The sequence below is a fragment of the uncultured Campylobacter sp. genome (assembly GCF_937997465.1).
Classification (GTDB): Bacteria; Campylobacterota; Campylobacteria; order Campylobacterales; family Campylobacteraceae; genus Campylobacter_A.
On the sequence record NZ_CALKTQ010000006.1, the window covers coordinates 1 to 13,914 of the forward strand.

Sequence of the window (13,914 nt, forward strand, 5' to 3'; positions counted from 1 at the left end):
CTTTGAAGTAGCTTCGCATGCTCGCTGCCTGAAGTTTGAGCGTTTAAGCCTGCAGAAACGTCGATATTTAAAACACCTTTAAACACCGACATCTGCTGATACATCGCCTCGATCGCGTGTTTAAACGCCTCAATCGCGCCCACTTGTCCGTCCGTCGTAACCGTGAAAATAATCTTCTCGTAGTCAGGGTTATCCTCAACCAGGACATTTTCCAGCTCATAAACAGCTTTTTTAACGGGCGTAAAGAAAGCGTCGAGAGCTATGTAACCTTCTTCGGTATTGTCTCTTATTTCTTCACTTGGGACGTATCCGATACCTTTTTGAATGATTACGGAAAATTTAAGCTCTGCATCCTCGTTTATGGTCGCAAGATAAGCGTCTGGATTTACGACATCTACAACATCGTTTTTTAGATCGCCGGCTTTTATCTCTTTTGGACCTTTAAACGAATACTCAACCACTTCGCGCTCAGACTCGTTTTTTAGCTTAAAACGGATGTTTTTTAAATTTATAATAAACTGCGCTACGTCCTCGAGCATACCTCTCATCGAATCAAATTCATGAGATACGCCTTCTATCTTGACGCCCGTAGCCGCAAATCCAACCGTACTGCTATATAAAAGTCGTCTTAGCGGATGAGCCAAAGTAACAGCATAGCCCGTCTCAAACGGATACGCGGTTACTCTGGCGACATTCTCGCTTATACTCTCTACTGAAATTTCGGTAGGCATATAAGCTGATGTGGTAATTTTTCTCATCGTTATACCCCTTATTATTTCGAATAAAGCTCTACTATGAATCTTTCCTCGACAGGAATGACGACTTCTTCCCTTTCCGGAGTTCTTGTGAAAATTCCGAATTTTTTATCTTTTTCGACGTCAACCCATGCTACGATGCCGGTTTGCGCCGTAAGATCGATCGCGCGAACGATTTGCGGATTGTTTTTAGATTTTTCGATAACCTCTACTTTAGCGCCCGCTTGAACTCTATAAGACGGGATATCCACTCTCTTGCCGTTTACTAAAATATGTCCGTGAGTAACTAGTTGGCGAGCGAAGCGACGAGTAGTTGCAAAGCCCATTCTGTAAACTACGTTATCTAGTCTTTGCTCTAAAAGCTGCACCAAAAGCGCACCGGTATTTCCTTCGCGGCGAGCGGCCTCTTGGAATAGGCGGCGGAATTGCTTCTCGCTAATGCCGTACATAAATTTAGCTTTTTGTTTTTCGCGAAGCTGCAAGCCGTATTCGCTTATCTTGCTTCTTCTTTGTCCGTGTTGTCCTGGTGCATAATTTCTTTTTTCTAAAGCGCTTTTACCGGCAAGTCTTCTTTCGCCTTTTAACGCAAGAGACACACCAAGACGTCTTTCTAATTTTTCAACGGGTCCTCTATATCTAGCCATAATAATTCTCCTAAATTTCTAATTATACGCGGCGGCGTTTTGGCGGTCTGCAACCATTATGCGGAAGCGGAGTTATATCTTTTAAAAACGTTACTTTTATGCCCTCTACCGCGCCTACGCTCTTGACTGCGGTCTCTCTGCCGCTGCCAGGACCTTGTACTTTGATGCCTACTTCTTTTATACCGTGCTCTTTTGCTTTAGTTAGAGCGTCTTCGACTGCTTGTTGGGCTGCATAAGGAGTTGATTTTTTACTTCCTTTAAAGCCTAGTCCGCCAGCACTACTCCAAGCGATAGCATTTCCCATCTCATCGGTAACCGTTACCATCGTATTGTTAAAAGTCGCGCTTATATAAACGATACCTTTAGCGATACTTTTTCTTACAATTTTCTTTTTAACTACTTTTCTTTTTGCCATCGCTTATCCTTATTTAGTCGCAGCGCCGACTGTTTTGCGCTTGCCTTTTCTAGTTCTAGCGTTTGTTTTAGTCTTTTGACCGCGCACCGGAAGACCTTTTCTGTGTCTTAGACCGCGGTAGCTTCCTAAGTCCATAAGAGCCTTGATATCCATAGCGACGCTTTTTCTAAGGTCGCCTTCCACTACGTGGTTCTCTTGGATCTCTTTGCGGATAGCCGCAGCTTCGTCTTCGGTTAGATCGTTTACTCTTTTATCGTAAGAAATTTTGGTAGCATCCAAAATTTGACGAGATTTGTGAAGACCGATACCGTAAATATAGGTCAAACCGTATTCGATTCTCTTTTTCTTTGGTAAATCCACACCTGCGATACGTGCCATGCTTTATCCTTGTCTTTGTTTATGTTTTGGATTTTCGCAGATTATGCGAACTACGCCTTGGCGCTTGACAATTTTGCACTTGTCACACATCTTCTTTACAGAAGGACGAACTTTCATTCTAGTCTCCTAAAAATTTATTCCACTTTTAGGCTGCATCAGGTTTAACGAAATTTTAAACCAACTATTTTCAAAACAAGTGGTGGGCTTTGAAAACAATTCTTCATACAGCAATTTGTCGCAAAGGGCTGAGTATAGCCAAATTTAGCTTTTAATTTACTTATGTCGGTAAATTATCCTACCCTTATCCAGACTGTAAGGCGTTAGTTCCACCTTTACGCGGTCTCCAGGCATTATTTTTATATAATGCATCCTCATCTTGCCCGCAATATGACACAAAATCACATGTTTGTTGTCGAGCTCGACCTTAAACGTCGCGTTTGGCAGCGCCTCGATGACGTTTCCGTCGATCTCTATGACGTCGTCTTTAGCCACTTAACTCCTTTTTGCTAAATTTACTTTCGCCGTTTGACGGAAGTTTGAAATTAAAATTTTAACTCACCACAAATTAAAATTTTAAAATTTACAAGTCGCACAAACAACTTGTAAATTTTAAAATTTTACGCTAGGCTTAAAATCTCCGCACGTCCGTTCACGACTGCCATGCAGTGCTCGTAGTGGCTGGTTCTTAGTCCGTCTTTACTGGTTACTTTCCATTTGTCAGGACCGATCACCGGAGTACCGTCTTTTTGGCAGATCATCGGCTCCACGCAAAATACCATTCCGTTTTTGATTTTTGGTCCGGATTTTGGGCTCCCGCCTTCTAAATAATTTAAAATTTGCGGATCTTCGTGCGGGCGTCTACCGATGCCGTGACCGCAAAATCCAGTTAACGGAACGAATCCGCGAGCTCTTATAAATTTCTCGATTTCAAAACTAAGCTCTTTAAAGTGCATTCCCGCTTTTACGGTATCTATCGCAAAGTATAACGCGTCTTTAGCGCAAGCGATCAGTTTTTCGTCCTCGCGAGAAATTTGACCCACACCCCAAGTCCTCGCCGAGTCGCCGAAATATCCGTTTAAATTTGAACCGATATCGACGCTTACGATGTCGCCTTCTTGTAGTTTGTATTCATTCGGGATACCATGGATGACTACTTCGTTTACGCTTATGCAAGCTGCGTTTGGAAAGCCATAAAGCCCCTTAAACGCTGGCTTTGCGCCCGCAGCCCTTATCATGTCGTCGCAAATTTTATCTATTTCGAGCAGTGAGATACCGGGCTTGATCACGCTTTTCACGTAGTCGAGGGTTTGAGCGACGATTTTATTCGCCGCTCGCATTTTCTCTATGTCGTTTGGTTGCATAATGGTTATAGCCATTACAAGCCTACCGCACTTAGAGTTTGATATTTGTTCATATAAATTTGAGCTTCTATCCTTCGCATCGTATCAAGCGCAACAGAAACTACGATCAGCACAGACGTGCCGCCGAAATAAAACGGAACGCCCATAATTTTAACGAGCACCCAAGGAAGCGTCGAGATAAGTCCGAGGTAAATCGCGCCGCTAAAAGTTAGTCTTGATGCCACTTCGTTTAGATAGCCCGCAGTGCCCTCGCCTGGTCTAATGCCTGGAATAAATCCGCCCTGTCTTTTTAAATTTTCGCTGATATCTTTTGCGTTAAACGCGATCGAAGCGTAAAAATATGCAAAAAATACGACCAGTAAGAACGTTAAAAAGTTGAAAAAATAGCTATTTGGATTTAAAAAATCGTGAATAGCTTGGATGTAAGGATTTGTACTGGCCTGCAAAATAGTGCTTGGGAACATCAAAATCGCACTGGCGAAAATCGGAGGAATAACGCCGCTTAAATTTACCTTAATAGGTATATAGTTCATAATGCGTTTGTTTTGATTTTCCATCACTACCTTACGCGAATAGCTCACCGGCACGCGTCTCTCGCCCATCTCGACGTAGATAACTATGCCTACCGTGACCAAGATAACAAGCAAAATTACGATAACTACAAGGAAGTTCATCTCGCCCGTATTTACCAAATTTACCGTTCCGCCGATAGCTGAAGGTATGCCGCTAACGATACCCGCGAAGATAATAAGGCTGATACCGTTGCCGATACCGCGCTGAGTGATCTGCTCGCCTATCCACATCAAAAGCATAGTTCCAGTTAACATCGAAGCTGCCGCAATCGCGATAAATAAATTCATATCTATCATTATCGCGTCCTCTCCGCCTCTACCGTGAAGGCTCTGAAGCCCCATACTAACGCCCACTGCTTGAACAAGGGTAATAATAATAGTAGCGTAACGGATGATCTGCATATACTTTTGCATGCCGTCGCGGTCTTTTTTCATCTTGCCCAAATTTGGGAAAGTAGCCGCTAAAAGCTCCATAATAATCGATGCTGTGATGTATGGCATAATGCCTAGAGAGATGATGCTGAGGCGCTCTGCAGCCTTACCGCTGAACATATTAAATAACCCCAGCGCGTTTGCGGAATTCGAATCGAAAAACTCTTTAATAACATTGACGTTTACGCCAGGAACCGGCACGTATGCCAGTATCCTGTAAGCAAATAAAAATGCCAACGTGATTAAAATCTTGTTGGTCAATGTCTTATTCATTACGCACGTCCGCTAACGGTTACGTTCTCGTCTTTGATTTTCGAAGCCAAATCTTTTGCGCTCACTCCGATCAATTTGATTTTCTTGACGCTGCTTGAAATTTTATGTACGGTAGCGATAGTAGCGATAGTGATCTCACTTAGCTCTTTTACCGCAACGATTTTTTCTACGTTGATTACGTAAGGTTTCTCAAATTTAGAAGCGAAGCCTACCTTTGGAAGGCGTCTTTGAAGCGGTTGCTGACCGCCCTCGAAGCCTCTTTTTTCATTGTAGCCTTTTCTAGCTCTTTGACCTTTGTGTCCTTTGCCCGCTGTTTTACCTTGACCGCTACCTTGACCGCGACCTAGTCTTTTGATTTGTCTAGTCGAGCCCTCGGCAGGTTTTAAATTTTCTAGTCCCATATCTTCTCCTTAGCCTTTAAGCATACTTAGCGCTTTTAAAGTAGCGCGAACAACGTTTGCCGAATTGTTTGAGCCAAGCGATTTTGTTAGGATGTCCTTGATGCCCGCAAGCTCTAGAATAGGACGAGCACTACCGCCCGCGATCACGCCCGTACCTTCGCTGGCAGGGCGAAGTAAAACGCGGCTAGCGTTAAATTTAACTTCTACGTCGTGAGGTATAGTCGAGCCTTTTCTTTTTACCTCGATGATATTTTTAAACGCGTCGTCTACGGCTTTTCTCATAGCGTCCGGCACCTCTTTCGCTTTACCGAAGCCAAAGCCTACTAGGCCGTTTCTGTTTCCTACTACGACAAGAGCCGTAAATCTAAATCTACGACCGCCCTTTACGACCTTTGTAACGCGGCCGATATCAACCATTACTTCTTCGAATTCTTCTCTGTTATATTTTTCCATAGCGATTTTCCTTATAGTTTGATACCGTTTTCACGTAATGCGTCTGCAAAAGCCGCTACGACTCCGTGATACAAATAGCCGTTTCTGTCGAATAATGCCGTTTCTATTTTTTTAGCTTTTAGAGTTTTTGCAAATTCTTTAGCCAAAGTTACGGCGCCTTCTTTGTTTGCTTTTACGCCTAGTTTTCTGCCGTCGGCTGCCGCTAGAGTTACGGCTGCTACGTCGTCGATAGCTTGGACGTAAAGAGTTCTGTTTGATTTGAAGATAGAAATTCTAGGCAATACCGCAGTGCCGGAAATTTTGGCTCTGATTCTTCTTTTTCTCTTGATTCTAAGAGCGAGTTTTCTTTTTAATACATTTGCTGTCATTATCTATCCCTTACTTCTTAGATGTCTTACCGGCTTTGCGGATGATGCGCTCTTCTACGTATTTAACGCCTTTGCCCTTATACGGTTCAGGCGGTCTGTACGCTCTGACTTGAGCTGCGATCTGGCCTACCACTTGCTTATCGTCGCCTTTGATAGTTATGATGTTTTTCTCTACGCTGATTTCAACGCCTTTTGGCACTTCGTGATTTATCGGGTGAGAAAATCCTAAAGTAAGCTCAAGTACCTGGCCTTTAGCTGCGGCTTTGTAACCGACGCCGTTGATCTCAAGCTGGCGAACAAAACCTTTTGTAATGCCGATGACGATATTGTTTGCAAGCGCTCTATAGGTGCCCCAGTAGGCTCTATCTTGTCTCTCGTCGCTCTTTGGAGAAAATACTATGTGAGCATCCTCAACTTTAACGTCTACGTGCCCTTTTGTGTCAAGCTCCTTTAAATGAGCGCCTTTTTTAAATTTAAGGACATTGCCTTCTACGCTGACTTCTACTCCACTTGGAATAGCTATCGGCTGTTTTCCTATACGTGACATTTTTTTCCTTTTTACTTGTCTAGGGTATGTCTACTTTTACGAATGGATACCGCAATACCATAAAAATAGAAATGAATCGAAGCGATAAAAACCGCCTCAAACACTTTAATTTTCTCGTCAAATTTGACTTACTTTTTTTGGATCTACTTCCTAAAATTTGCCGTCAAATTTGACATCGTCGTTTTTAAATTTAGCTTTGGCAAATTTGGATAAATTGGCAAGTCGAGCTAAATTTGGGAAGCTTTTTAAATTTAAACTTCCGATTTTAAATTTTAGAAATTTGACGGCGAAAATTTTTCGTAAATTTTATAAACTACAAAAAGATGCCTAGTCAAATTTCATTTTAAGGCAATCCGAAACGCCACCTCGTCGTAAATACGACAAGACTACCGAATCAGACTACGCTTCAAAGATTCAAAAACGATGCTCTGCTGTAAATCCAGCAAGCTCACCGCTTCAAGCTTCTTTTTAAGGTAATCTAAAACGCTACCCCGTAGCAAACACAACAAGCCTACCGAATTAGATTACATTTTCAAGGATGCAACAACGATGCCCCGCATCGTTGTTGTCCATTACCACACAGAGCAGAGGATTTCGCCGCCTACGCCAGCTTTGTGAGCGTCTTCATTGCTTAAAACGCCTTTGCTGGTGCTAACGATGATCGTTCCGTAGCCGTTTTTAAATCTCTTGATCTCGTCTTTTCCCTTATAAACGCGGCGACCCGGGCTTGATACGCGCTTAAGCTCGTTAATCACGCTTCTACCGTGCTCGTCATATTTCAAAACTACGTTTATAAATTTCTTTTTATCTTCTTCTACGACGTTGTAGCTCTCGATATAGCCTTTAGCCGCAAGGATAGATAAAGTAGCCTCGACGACGTTTGAATGAAGAAGCTTTGTAGTTTCAAGTCTTCTCATTGCGGCGTTTCTAATGCGAGTTAGTCCGTCTGAAATTAAGTCGTTTAACATTTCTCTTCCTTACCAGCTTGCTTTTTTTAGACCTGGGATTAGTCCCTCGTTAGCCATTTTTCTTAGGCATACGCGGCAAATTCCAAAATCTTTATAAACCGAATGCGGACGTCCGCAAATTTGGCATCTCGTATAGCCGCGAACCGCAAATTTAGGCTTTCTGGCAGCCTTTGCTATCATTGATTTTTTCGCCATATTACTTTCCTTTCGCAAACGGCAAACCAAATAGCTCAAGCAATTTGAATGCCTCTTTGTCGCTGTTTGTCGTCGTGACTATAACTATATTCATACCGTGAGTGCGTAAAATCTTATCGTACTCGACCTCTGGGAACATTAGCTGCTCGTTAAGACCGAAGTTGTAGTTTCCGCGTCCATCAAAACCGTCTTTTGGAAGGCCTCTAAAGTCCTTAACTCTCGGTAGCGCGATAGAGATTAATTTGTCTAAAAACGCAAACATATTCTCTTTTCTAAGCGTTACTTTTACGCCTACAGGAAAACCCTCGCGCACTTTAAAGCCAGCAACCGATTTTTTAGCGTCGGTAACTACGGCTTTTTGTCCGGCGATTAGCGAAATAGTATCGGCGATGTTTTGAAGTTGCTTTTGATCTTTAGCCGATTCACCAGCGCCTACGCTTATCACGATCTTTTCGATCGCAGGGATTAGCATAGGATTTTTGATGTCGAATTCTTTAGCCAAAGCAGGCTTTACGACCTCGTTATATTTAGCTTTTAATCTATTCATTTTCAGCCCTCAACTTTTGCAACGTTTGAGATATCAATAGGCATCTCTTTATTGATAAAGCCGCCGTTTGGGGTCTTTTCGCTAGGTTTTATAGCTTTTTTAGCCACCTTGCAGCCCTCGACGATGACTTGTCCTTTTTTGGCTAGGACGGATAAAATTTTACCTGTTTTACCTTTGTCGTCGCCTGCGATGATCTTAACGGTATCGCCTTTTTTTACTTTAAATTTAACATTAGCCATTATAACACCTCCGGAGCAAGCGAAACGATTTTCATAAAGTTAGCATATCTAACCTCACGGCCGACCGGTCCAAAGATACGAGTACCGATAGGCTCGCGTTTGTTATCTAGGATGACGGCTGCGTTTTCGTCGAAGCGGATTAGTGAGCCGTTATCTCTTTGAACCTCTTTTTTAGTTCTAACGACGACCGCTTTTACCACTTGACCTTTTTTGATCTTACCATTTGGAAGCGCCTTTTTGACCGAGCAGATGATAACGTCGCCAAGCGTCGCGTATCTTCTCTTGCTGCCGCCCAAAACTTTAATGCACATTAGCTCTTTCGCGCCGCTATTGTCAGCAACCGTAAGCCTCGTAAAAGATTGTATCATTACTCAACCCCCGTCGCTAAAATAGTCTTTAAGCGGAAAGATTTTCTCGCGCTTAGCGGTCTGCATTCGATAGCTACAACCGTATCACCCGCTTTTGTTTCGTTCTTTTCGTCGTGAATCATATATTTTTTAAAGCGTTTTACGAATTTGTGGTATCTTGGGTGCATAACGCGTCTCTCAACCAAAATCGTAGCCGTCTTATCGCCGGCCTTTTGTAAAACAACACCTTGAATTTCTCTTTTTAATGCCATTTCTCACCCCTTACTTTGAAGCGCTAATTGCAGTATTGATTTGCGCTATTTCCTTGCGGACGGCGCTAATCTCGTTAGGGTTGCTTAGCTGCATAGTTTTTAGCTTTTGTCTTAAAGTAAATAAAAGCACCTTTTTCTCTTTCAATAACGCGTTAAGTTCTGCAACGCTTTTGTCTTTAATATCAGTATATTTCATTTTCACTCTCTCGCGTTACGATTTTAGTCTTAAACGGAAGTTTGTGGATGGCTAGAGTTAGAGCTTCACGCGCTAATTCCTCATCTACGCCCGCCATTTCGACTATTATACGACCTGGTTTTATATTCATAACCCACTCTTCGACTCCGGCTTTACCTTTACCCATACGAGTTTGTAGAGGCTTTTTGGTTAGCGGCTTATCCGGGAAAACTCTGATCCAAGTTTTAGCTTGGCGTTTTACGTGGCGGGTTAGAGCCACACGAGCCGCTTCGATCTGGCGCGAATTTACGCGGCCTGCTTCTACGGCTTTGATTCCGATCTCACCCATAGCAAGATCGGCGCCGCGAGTAGCTTTACCGCGGTTTCTGCCTTTCATCTGTTTGCGAAATTTAGTTCGTTTTGGCATCAACATGATTATTTACCTCTTCTTGCTCTGCGCGGTTTTTTATCGGCTTTTTCTTCTTCGTTCTTTTCAGGTTGAACGCCTTTTTGAAGAACCTCGCCTTTAAATATCCACACTTTTATACCTATGTTTCCATAAGTCGTATGCGCTTCAGCAACGCCGTAATCGATCTTAGCTCTTAGAGTGTGAAGCGGAACGCGACCCTCTAAGTACCACTCTGTTCTAGCGATTTCCGCGCCGCCAAGACGTCCAGCAACTGAAATTTTGATACCTTTAGCGCCTGATTTTTGAGCGCCTTGGATAACTTTTTTCATCGCACGTCTAAATGCAACGCGTTTTTCAAGCTGCATAGCTACGTTTTCTGCAGCTAGTTGAGCCGAAGCTTGAGCTTTTCTTTCTTCTTTGATATTTACGTTTACTTCTTTGTTGATTAGCTTTTGGATATCCTCTTTAAGCTTCTCTACGTCAGAGCCCTTTTTGCCGATGATAATACCAGGGCGAGCTGCTACGACGGTTACGCGGATTTTCTTAGCGGTTCTCTCGATCAAAATTTGAGAAACGCCCGCGTAGTAAAGTTTCTTTTTCAAGAAAGCGCGAATTTTGTAGTCTTCGCCGATATTTTCAGCCAAAGTTCCTTTAGCAGGAAACCATCTTGACTCCCAGTTGCGGTTTATTCCTAGTCTTAGACCTATCGGATTTACTTTCTGACCCATATTACGCTTCCTTCTTTTCAGGTTTAGATACTTCTACTAAGATATGAGAAGTCGGTTTGCGGATTCTGCTTGCGCTTCCTCTCGCTCGCGGTCTAAATCTTTTTAATACTGGGCCCGCATCCACGCGGCAGCTTGTCACGATAACCTCTTCAGGCTCAAATCCGCCGTTAGCTACAGCCGAGCTGATAGCCGTAGCGATAAATTTGGCGCCGCGGTTTGGCATAAAGCTAAGGCTAGCTAGTGCAAATTCGGCGTTCATGCCTTGTACTTCTCTTGCGATTAGTCTGGCTTTAGTCGGAGATAGTCTTACGAATTTAATAATTGATTTGCTCATCTTATCCCCTTACTTACCGATTTTCTTTTGCACTGAGCCTTTGTGACCCTTAAATGTGCGCGTAGGAGCAAATTCGCCTAGTTTATATCCGATGTGGTTTTCCGTAACGTATACTGGAATGAAGCTCTTGCCGTTATGAACGTTAAACGTTAGGCCTATCATTTCAGGCACTATCGTGCTGCGTCTAGACCATGTTTTTATCGGCTTGTTGTCGCCCGTTTTTTTAGCGGTAACGACTTTTTTCATTACATGCTCATCGACAAAAGGTCCTTTTTTGAGTGATCTTGCCATCTCTATTTACCTTTCCTTCTTGAAATTATAAGCTTATCGCTAGCCTTCTTGCGGCGAGTCTTAGCACCTTTAGTTGGTTTACCCCATGGAGTAACAGGATGACGACCTGAGTTTTTCTTGCCCTCACCACCGCCGTGCGGGTGATCTACCGGGTTCATCGCAGAACCGCGAGTTTGAGGACGGATGCCTCTGTGGCGATTACGTCCGGCTTTACCGATAGTTACGTTCGCCCAGTCTTCGTTACCTACTACGCCGATACTAGCCATGCACTCTGCGAGCACTTGTCTCATCTCGCCGCTTGGCAAGCGAAGCATTACGTATTTTTCCTCTTTACCCATTAGCTGAGCGTAACCGCCGGCTGAACGAGCCATCTGAGCACCCTTGCCAGGTTTTAGCTCCACGTTGTGTACGATAGTACCAACAGGGATGTTTCTTAGTTTCATCGCGTTGCCAGGTTTTATGTCTAGACCTGCCTCGGCTGCTGCTACGATATCGCCAACGTTTAGTCCGTTTGGTCTGATGATGTAGCGTTTTTCGCCGTCTTTATAAGCGATAAGCGCGATGCGACAGTTTCTGTTCGGATCGTACTCGATAGCTTCGACTTTACCTTCGATACCGAATTTGCGGCGTTTAAAGTCAATGATTCTATAAAGTTTCTTCGCTCCGCCTTCTTTATGTCTAGAAGTTATTCTACCATTGCTATTTCTACCGCCGCTTACAGGGATCTTTACAAGCAGGCTTCTCACGCTAGGTTTAGCAGTGATATCCTCGCTCGATAGGCCCGTCATAAATCTGCGACTAGGTGTATAAGGTTTATAGGTTTTTATCGCCATCTTACGCCTCCGTGTTTTCTAGGCTTGAGCCTTCAGGCAACTTAACGTAAAATTTCTTTATCTCACTTCGTTGACCTTCTCTTCCTTTGAAACGCTTAACTTTTCCGTCGATTCTAAGCGAATTTACGCGAAGCGGCGTTACCCCAAAATATTCTTTCAAAATTTCTTTCAGCCTATTTTTAGTCATCTTAGGCGAAGTTTGTATAACGACCACGCCTTGCTCTTGAAGACCGAGAGTTTTTTCCGTATATAAAATCGTTTTGATATCAGTTATATCTGCCATTTCAGCCCTCTTTTATTATAGTTTCAAGTGCGGCCTTCTCGATAACGACGGCACCGTAAGTCGCCACTAAGTAAGCGTTTATCTCGCTCGCATCGATTAGATAGCAGTTTGATAGATTTCTAAACGCCAATAGCGTGTTGTCGTCAAGCAGATCTTTTACGACCAAAGCGTCTCTCAAATTTAACGCGCTGATTATTTTAGCCGCGTCTTTAGTCTTGCCGCTTGCGATCTCTATGCTATCTACCGCGAAAATTTTACCCGCGTTAGCTTTTTCGTTTAGCGCGAACTCAAGCGCCAATCTTTTTTGCTTTTTATTGACCTTTTGGAAGTAGTTTCGCTCGTTGCTCGGACCAAACGCCACTGCGCCGCCTACCCAGACGTTAGTTCTGGTTGAGCCCGCTCTAGCGCCGCCGCGACCTTTTTGTCTCCACGGTTTTTTACCGCCGCCGCTTACGAAAGCTCTGGTTTTGGTGTGAGCCGAATTTGAACGCATACCGGACAAATAAGACTTAACGTAAAGATATAGGTTGTGCGGGTTGATCTCAGCGTAATTAGCCGGTAGATCAAGCTCGCTAGCTTTTTCAAATTTTTCGTTTAATACGCAAACTTTACTCATTTTACTATCCTTATTCTGCCCATTGCACCGTTATAGCCAGCGACGCTGCCTTTTAAAACCAAAATTCCGTTTTCGGCGTCAAAGCTTACGATCTCGTTTTTAACGGTAACTTTTTCGTTTCCGGTGTGTCCGGCCATCTTCATACCAGGCTGAACGCGTCCCGGCCACTCGCGGTTACCGATAGAGCCGTGTCTTTTGTGGAAGCGAGAACCGTGGCTTTTTGGACCGCCCGCAAACCCGTGTCTTTTTACGACGCCTTGATAGCCTTTACCTTTTGAGCTGAAGCTAACTTTTAAAATTTTAGCCGAGCTAAGCGGACTAATATCAAGATCGCCCGCCTCTTTATTGGCGACTTGTAGGGTTGCGAATTTATTAAATTCCGCCGTTAGGCTATATTTTTTTTGCTGACCCTCTATGGCTTTATTTTTTGCTTTACCTTTAGCATAAGCTACTATGGCGCAGCCGCATTCGCTCACTTCGCAAACTTTAGCGTTTACGACCTTTAGAAGCGTAACAGGGATGCTCGGGTTATTAACCGTTCTGCTCATGCCTATTTTTTCTACGATATATTCCATCTTTCACCTCGCCTTTATTTACCCATCGCGCGGACTTCGACGTTAACCTCAGGGGCTAAGTCAAGCTTTGTTAGCGAGTCGACGGTATCGGGCGTAGCCGCTACGATATCTAGCATTCTAGCGTGAATTCTCATTTCAAACTGCTCGCGTGAGTCTTTGTTGATGTGTGGTGATTTTAAGACCGTGTAGCGTTTGATCTTCGTAGGCATCGGCACCGGACCTCTGACGTCGGCGCCCGTTCGTTTGACAGCTTCTACTATGGCTGCAACTGTGCGGTCGAGAACTCTATGGTCATAAGCTTTAAGCTTAAGCCTGATTCTTTCCATGTTTCTTTCCTTTGAATAGAACTTGTCGCAAACATACGACACTTCTTACTTGTGTAAGAGACTCGGATTTTATCCAAATGGCTTTTTAATGTCAATATTTTGAGCAAATTTGGTGAAATTTAATAAAATTATTTCCTTTTTATAAGGAAGTTTTTGTAAATTTGGATGAAAATTTGA

General features: G+C 43.4%; 28 protein-coding genes. All 28 read right to left on the bottom strand.

Annotation, left to right across the window (positions count from 1 at the left end; all coding sequences use genetic code 11):
• Window positions 1-758 (bottom strand): DNA-directed RNA polymerase subunit alpha (locus tag Q0546_RS00140; RefSeq protein ID WP_298789467.1); only part of this gene is annotated, 758 nt, incomplete at its 3' end.
• A 14-nt stretch (window positions 759-772) separates the two neighbouring features.
• A complete protein-coding gene (gene rpsD / locus Q0546_RS00145; RefSeq protein ID WP_122873091.1) occupies window positions 773-1,399 on the bottom strand; it encodes a 30S ribosomal protein S4 in 627 nt (208 codons plus the stop codon).
• Window positions 1,400-1,421: 22 nt separating this feature from the next.
• Window positions 1,422-1,814, bottom strand: coding sequence for a 30S ribosomal protein S11 (gene rpsK, locus Q0546_RS00150; protein WP_002947090.1), 393 nt, complete (start codon window positions 1,812-1,814; stop codon window positions 1,422-1,424).
• 9 nt (window positions 1,815-1,823) lie between these two features.
• A complete protein-coding gene (gene rpsM / locus Q0546_RS00155) occupies window positions 1,824-2,192 on the bottom strand; it encodes a 30S ribosomal protein S13 (RefSeq protein WP_002943382.1) in 369 nt (122 codons plus the stop codon).
• A 3-nt stretch (window positions 2,193-2,195) separates the two neighbouring features.
• Entirely contained in the window at window positions 2,196-2,309 is a 114-nt protein-coding gene (gene rpmJ, locus Q0546_RS00160; protein WP_002947091.1) for a 50S ribosomal protein L36, read from the bottom strand.
• A gap of 156 nt (window positions 2,310-2,465) precedes the next feature.
• Window positions 2,466-2,684, bottom strand: a complete 219-nt coding sequence (gene infA / locus Q0546_RS00165; protein WP_002943098.1) for a translation initiation factor IF-1 — start codon at window positions 2,682-2,684, stop codon at window positions 2,466-2,468.
• 125 nt (window positions 2,685-2,809) lie between these two features.
• A complete protein-coding gene (map, locus tag Q0546_RS00170) occupies window positions 2,810-3,568 on the bottom strand; it encodes a type I methionyl aminopeptidase (RefSeq protein ID WP_298789474.1) in 759 nt (252 codons plus the stop codon).
• Entirely contained in the window at window positions 3,568-4,830 is a 1,263-nt protein-coding gene (gene secY / locus Q0546_RS00175; protein ID WP_298789476.1) for a preprotein translocase subunit SecY, read from the bottom strand. Before secY ends, map begins: the two co-directional genes overlap by 1 nt.
• Window positions 4,830-5,231, bottom strand: coding sequence for a 50S ribosomal protein L15 (gene rplO, locus Q0546_RS00180; protein WP_002947096.1), 402 nt, complete (start codon window positions 5,229-5,231; stop codon window positions 4,830-4,832). The genes secY and rplO overlap by 1 nt, the downstream gene beginning before the upstream one ends.
• A 9-nt stretch (window positions 5,232-5,240) precedes the next feature.
• Complete coding sequence (rpsE, locus tag Q0546_RS00185; protein ID WP_002943402.1) at window positions 5,241-5,684, bottom strand: 30S ribosomal protein S5; 444 nt, start codon at window positions 5,682-5,684, stop codon at window positions 5,241-5,243.
• An 11-nt stretch (window positions 5,685-5,695) separates the two neighbouring features.
• Window positions 5,696-6,052, bottom strand: coding sequence for a 50S ribosomal protein L18 (gene rplR / locus Q0546_RS00190; protein WP_124851303.1), 357 nt, complete (start codon window positions 6,050-6,052; stop codon window positions 5,696-5,698).
• Window positions 6,053-6,062: 10 nt separating this feature from the next.
• Window positions 6,063-6,599, bottom strand: a complete 537-nt coding sequence (rplF, locus tag Q0546_RS00195; protein ID WP_002943347.1) for a 50S ribosomal protein L6 — start codon at window positions 6,597-6,599, stop codon at window positions 6,063-6,065.
• A 572-nt stretch (window positions 6,600-7,171) separates the two neighbouring features.
• Window positions 7,172-7,567 carry a 30S ribosomal protein S8 gene (gene rpsH, locus Q0546_RS00200; RefSeq protein ID WP_002943159.1) on the bottom strand — a complete coding sequence of 132 codons (396 nt, stop codon included), beginning with the start codon at window positions 7,565-7,567 and terminating at the stop codon, window positions 7,172-7,174.
• Between the two features lie 9 nt (window positions 7,568-7,576).
• On the bottom strand, window positions 7,577-7,762 hold the full coding sequence (locus tag Q0546_RS00205; RefSeq protein ID WP_002941532.1) for a type Z 30S ribosomal protein S14: 186 nt from the start codon (window positions 7,760-7,762) through the stop codon (window positions 7,577-7,579).
• Between the two features lies 1 nt (window position 7,763).
• Window positions 7,764-8,309 (bottom strand): 50S ribosomal protein L5, encoded by a 546-nt coding sequence (gene rplE / locus Q0546_RS00210; RefSeq protein ID WP_002947103.1) that lies wholly within the window; start codon window positions 8,307-8,309, stop codon window positions 7,764-7,766.
• Between the two features lie 2 nt (window positions 8,310-8,311).
• Complete coding sequence (gene rplX, locus Q0546_RS00215) at window positions 8,312-8,548, bottom strand: 50S ribosomal protein L24 (RefSeq protein WP_002943173.1); 237 nt, start codon at window positions 8,546-8,548, stop codon at window positions 8,312-8,314.
• Window positions 8,548-8,916, bottom strand: coding sequence for a 50S ribosomal protein L14 (gene rplN / locus Q0546_RS00220; RefSeq protein WP_002947105.1), 369 nt, complete (start codon window positions 8,914-8,916; stop codon window positions 8,548-8,550). Before rplN ends, rplX begins: the two co-directional genes overlap by 1 nt.
• Entirely contained in the window at window positions 8,916-9,167 is a 252-nt protein-coding gene (gene rpsQ, locus Q0546_RS00225; RefSeq protein ID WP_009494830.1) for a 30S ribosomal protein S17, read from the bottom strand. Before rpsQ ends, rplN begins: the two co-directional genes overlap by 1 nt.
• A 10-nt stretch (window positions 9,168-9,177) precedes the next feature.
• Window positions 9,178-9,363: a 50S ribosomal protein L29 gene (gene rpmC / locus Q0546_RS00230; RefSeq protein WP_002953667.1), complete on the bottom strand. Its 186-nt coding sequence runs from the start codon at window positions 9,361-9,363 to the stop codon at window positions 9,178-9,180.
• Window positions 9,350-9,775 carry a 50S ribosomal protein L16 gene (gene rplP, locus Q0546_RS00235; protein WP_002947109.1) on the bottom strand — a complete coding sequence of 142 codons (426 nt, stop codon included), beginning with the start codon at window positions 9,773-9,775 and terminating at the stop codon, window positions 9,350-9,352. The genes rpmC and rplP overlap by 14 nt, the downstream gene beginning before the upstream one ends.
• A 2-nt stretch (window positions 9,776-9,777) precedes the next feature.
• Complete coding sequence (gene rpsC / locus Q0546_RS00240) at window positions 9,778-10,479, bottom strand: 30S ribosomal protein S3 (protein WP_009494829.1); 702 nt, start codon at window positions 10,477-10,479, stop codon at window positions 9,778-9,780.
• 1 nt (window position 10,480) lies between these two features.
• Window positions 10,481-10,813 carry a 50S ribosomal protein L22 gene (rplV, locus tag Q0546_RS00245; RefSeq protein WP_002947114.1) on the bottom strand — a complete coding sequence of 111 codons (333 nt, stop codon included), beginning with the start codon at window positions 10,811-10,813 and terminating at the stop codon, window positions 10,481-10,483.
• A gap of 9 nt (window positions 10,814-10,822) precedes the next feature.
• Window positions 10,823-11,104 carry a 30S ribosomal protein S19 gene (gene rpsS / locus Q0546_RS00250; protein WP_298789481.1) on the bottom strand — a complete coding sequence of 94 codons (282 nt, stop codon included), beginning with the start codon at window positions 11,102-11,104 and terminating at the stop codon, window positions 10,823-10,825.
• Window positions 11,105-11,106: 2 nt separating this feature from the next.
• Window positions 11,107-11,937, bottom strand: a complete 831-nt coding sequence (gene rplB, locus Q0546_RS00255) for a 50S ribosomal protein L2 (protein ID WP_002947117.1) — start codon at window positions 11,935-11,937, stop codon at window positions 11,107-11,109.
• 1 nt (window position 11,938) lies between these two features.
• Window positions 11,939-12,220, bottom strand: coding sequence for a 50S ribosomal protein L23 (locus Q0546_RS00260; RefSeq protein WP_297969087.1), 282 nt, complete (start codon window positions 12,218-12,220; stop codon window positions 11,939-11,941).
• A 1-nt stretch (window position 12,221) separates the two neighbouring features.
• Entirely contained in the window at window positions 12,222-12,836 is a 615-nt protein-coding gene (gene rplD / locus Q0546_RS00265; RefSeq protein ID WP_122867136.1) for a 50S ribosomal protein L4, read from the bottom strand.
• A complete protein-coding gene (rplC, locus tag Q0546_RS00270) occupies window positions 12,833-13,411 on the bottom strand; it encodes a 50S ribosomal protein L3 (RefSeq protein ID WP_002947120.1) in 579 nt (192 codons plus the stop codon). Before rplC ends, rplD begins: the two co-directional genes overlap by 4 nt.
• Before the next feature lie 14 nt (window positions 13,412-13,425).
• Entirely contained in the window at window positions 13,426-13,737 is a 312-nt protein-coding gene (gene rpsJ, locus Q0546_RS00275) for a 30S ribosomal protein S10 (protein ID WP_002947121.1), read from the bottom strand.
• Window positions 13,738-13,914: the final 177 nt, after the last annotated feature.

Bases quoted from the DNA above. Each gene is read 5' to 3' on its own strand.
- rpsD (WP_122873091.1), bottom strand. From the start codon at position 1,399: ATGGCTAGATATAGAGGACCCGTTGAAAAATTAGAAAGACGTCTTGGT.
- rpsK (WP_002947090.1), bottom strand. From the start codon at position 1,814: ATGGCAAAAAGAAAAGTAGTTAAAAAGAAAATTGTAAGAAAAAGTATC.
- rpsM (WP_002943382.1), bottom strand. From the start codon at position 2,192: ATGGCACGTATCGCAGGTGTGGATTTACCAAAGAAAAAGAGAATCGAA.
- rpmJ (WP_002947091.1), bottom strand. From the start codon at position 2,309: ATGAAAGTTCGTCCTTCTGTAAAGAAGATGTGTGACAAGTGCAAAATT.
- map (WP_298789474.1), bottom strand. From the start codon at position 3,568: ATGGCTATAACCATTATGCAACCAAACGACATAGAGAAAATGCGAGCG.
- secY (WP_298789476.1), bottom strand. From the start codon at position 4,830: ATGAATAAGACATTGACCAACAAGATTTTAATCACGTTGGCATTTTTA.
- rplO (WP_002947096.1), bottom strand. From the start codon at position 5,231: ATGGGACTAGAAAATTTAAAACCTGCCGAGGGCTCGACTAGACAAATC.
- rpsE (WP_002943402.1), bottom strand. From the start codon at position 5,684: ATGGAAAAATATAACAGAGAAGAATTCGAAGAAGTAATGGTTGATATC.
- rplR (WP_124851303.1), bottom strand. From the start codon at position 6,052: ATGACAGCAAATGTATTAAAAAGAAAACTCGCTCTTAGAATCAAGAGA.
- rplF (WP_002943347.1), bottom strand. From the start codon at position 6,599: ATGTCACGTATAGGAAAACAGCCGATAGCTATTCCAAGTGGAGTAGAA.
- rpsH (WP_002943159.1), bottom strand. From the start codon at position 7,567: ATGTTAAACGACTTAATTTCAGACGGACTAACTCGCATTAGAAACGCC.
- Q0546_RS00205 (WP_002941532.1), bottom strand. From the start codon at position 7,762: ATGGCGAAAAAATCAATGATAGCAAAGGCTGCCAGAAAGCCTAAATTT.
- rplE (WP_002947103.1), bottom strand. From the start codon at position 8,309: ATGAATAGATTAAAAGCTAAATATAACGAGGTCGTAAAGCCTGCTTTG.
- rplX (WP_002943173.1), bottom strand. From the start codon at position 8,548: ATGGCTAATGTTAAATTTAAAGTAAAAAAAGGCGATACCGTTAAGATC.
- rplN (WP_002947105.1), bottom strand. From the start codon at position 8,916: ATGATACAATCTTTTACGAGGCTTACGGTTGCTGACAATAGCGGCGCG.
- rpsQ (WP_009494830.1), bottom strand. From the start codon at position 9,167: ATGGCATTAAAAAGAGAAATTCAAGGTGTTGTTTTACAAAAGGCCGGC.
- rpmC (WP_002953667.1), bottom strand. From the start codon at position 9,363: ATGAAATATACTGATATTAAAGACAAAAGCGTTGCAGAACTTAACGCG.
- rplP (WP_002947109.1), bottom strand. From the start codon at position 9,775: ATGTTGATGCCAAAACGAACTAAATTTCGCAAACAGATGAAAGGCAGA.
- rpsC (WP_009494829.1), bottom strand. From the start codon at position 10,479: ATGGGTCAGAAAGTAAATCCGATAGGTCTAAGACTAGGAATAAACCGC.
- rplV (WP_002947114.1), bottom strand. From the start codon at position 10,813: ATGAGCAAATCAATTATTAAATTCGTAAGACTATCTCCGACTAAAGCC.
- rpsS (WP_298789481.1), bottom strand. From the start codon at position 11,104: ATGGCAAGATCACTCAAAAAAGGACCTTTTGTCGATGAGCATGTAATG.
- rplB (WP_002947117.1), bottom strand. From the start codon at position 11,937: ATGGCGATAAAAACCTATAAACCTTATACACCTAGTCGCAGATTTATG.
- Q0546_RS00260 (WP_297969087.1), bottom strand. From the start codon at position 12,220: ATGGCAGATATAACTGATATCAAAACGATTTTATATACGGAAAAAACT.
- rplD (WP_122867136.1), bottom strand. From the start codon at position 12,836: ATGAGTAAAGTTTGCGTATTAAACGAAAAATTTGAAAAAGCTAGCGAG.
- rplC (WP_002947120.1), bottom strand. From the start codon at position 13,411: ATGGAATATATCGTAGAAAAAATAGGCATGAGCAGAACGGTTAATAAC.
- rpsJ (WP_002947121.1), bottom strand. From the start codon at position 13,737: ATGGAAAGAATCAGGCTTAAGCTTAAAGCTTATGACCATAGAGTTCTC.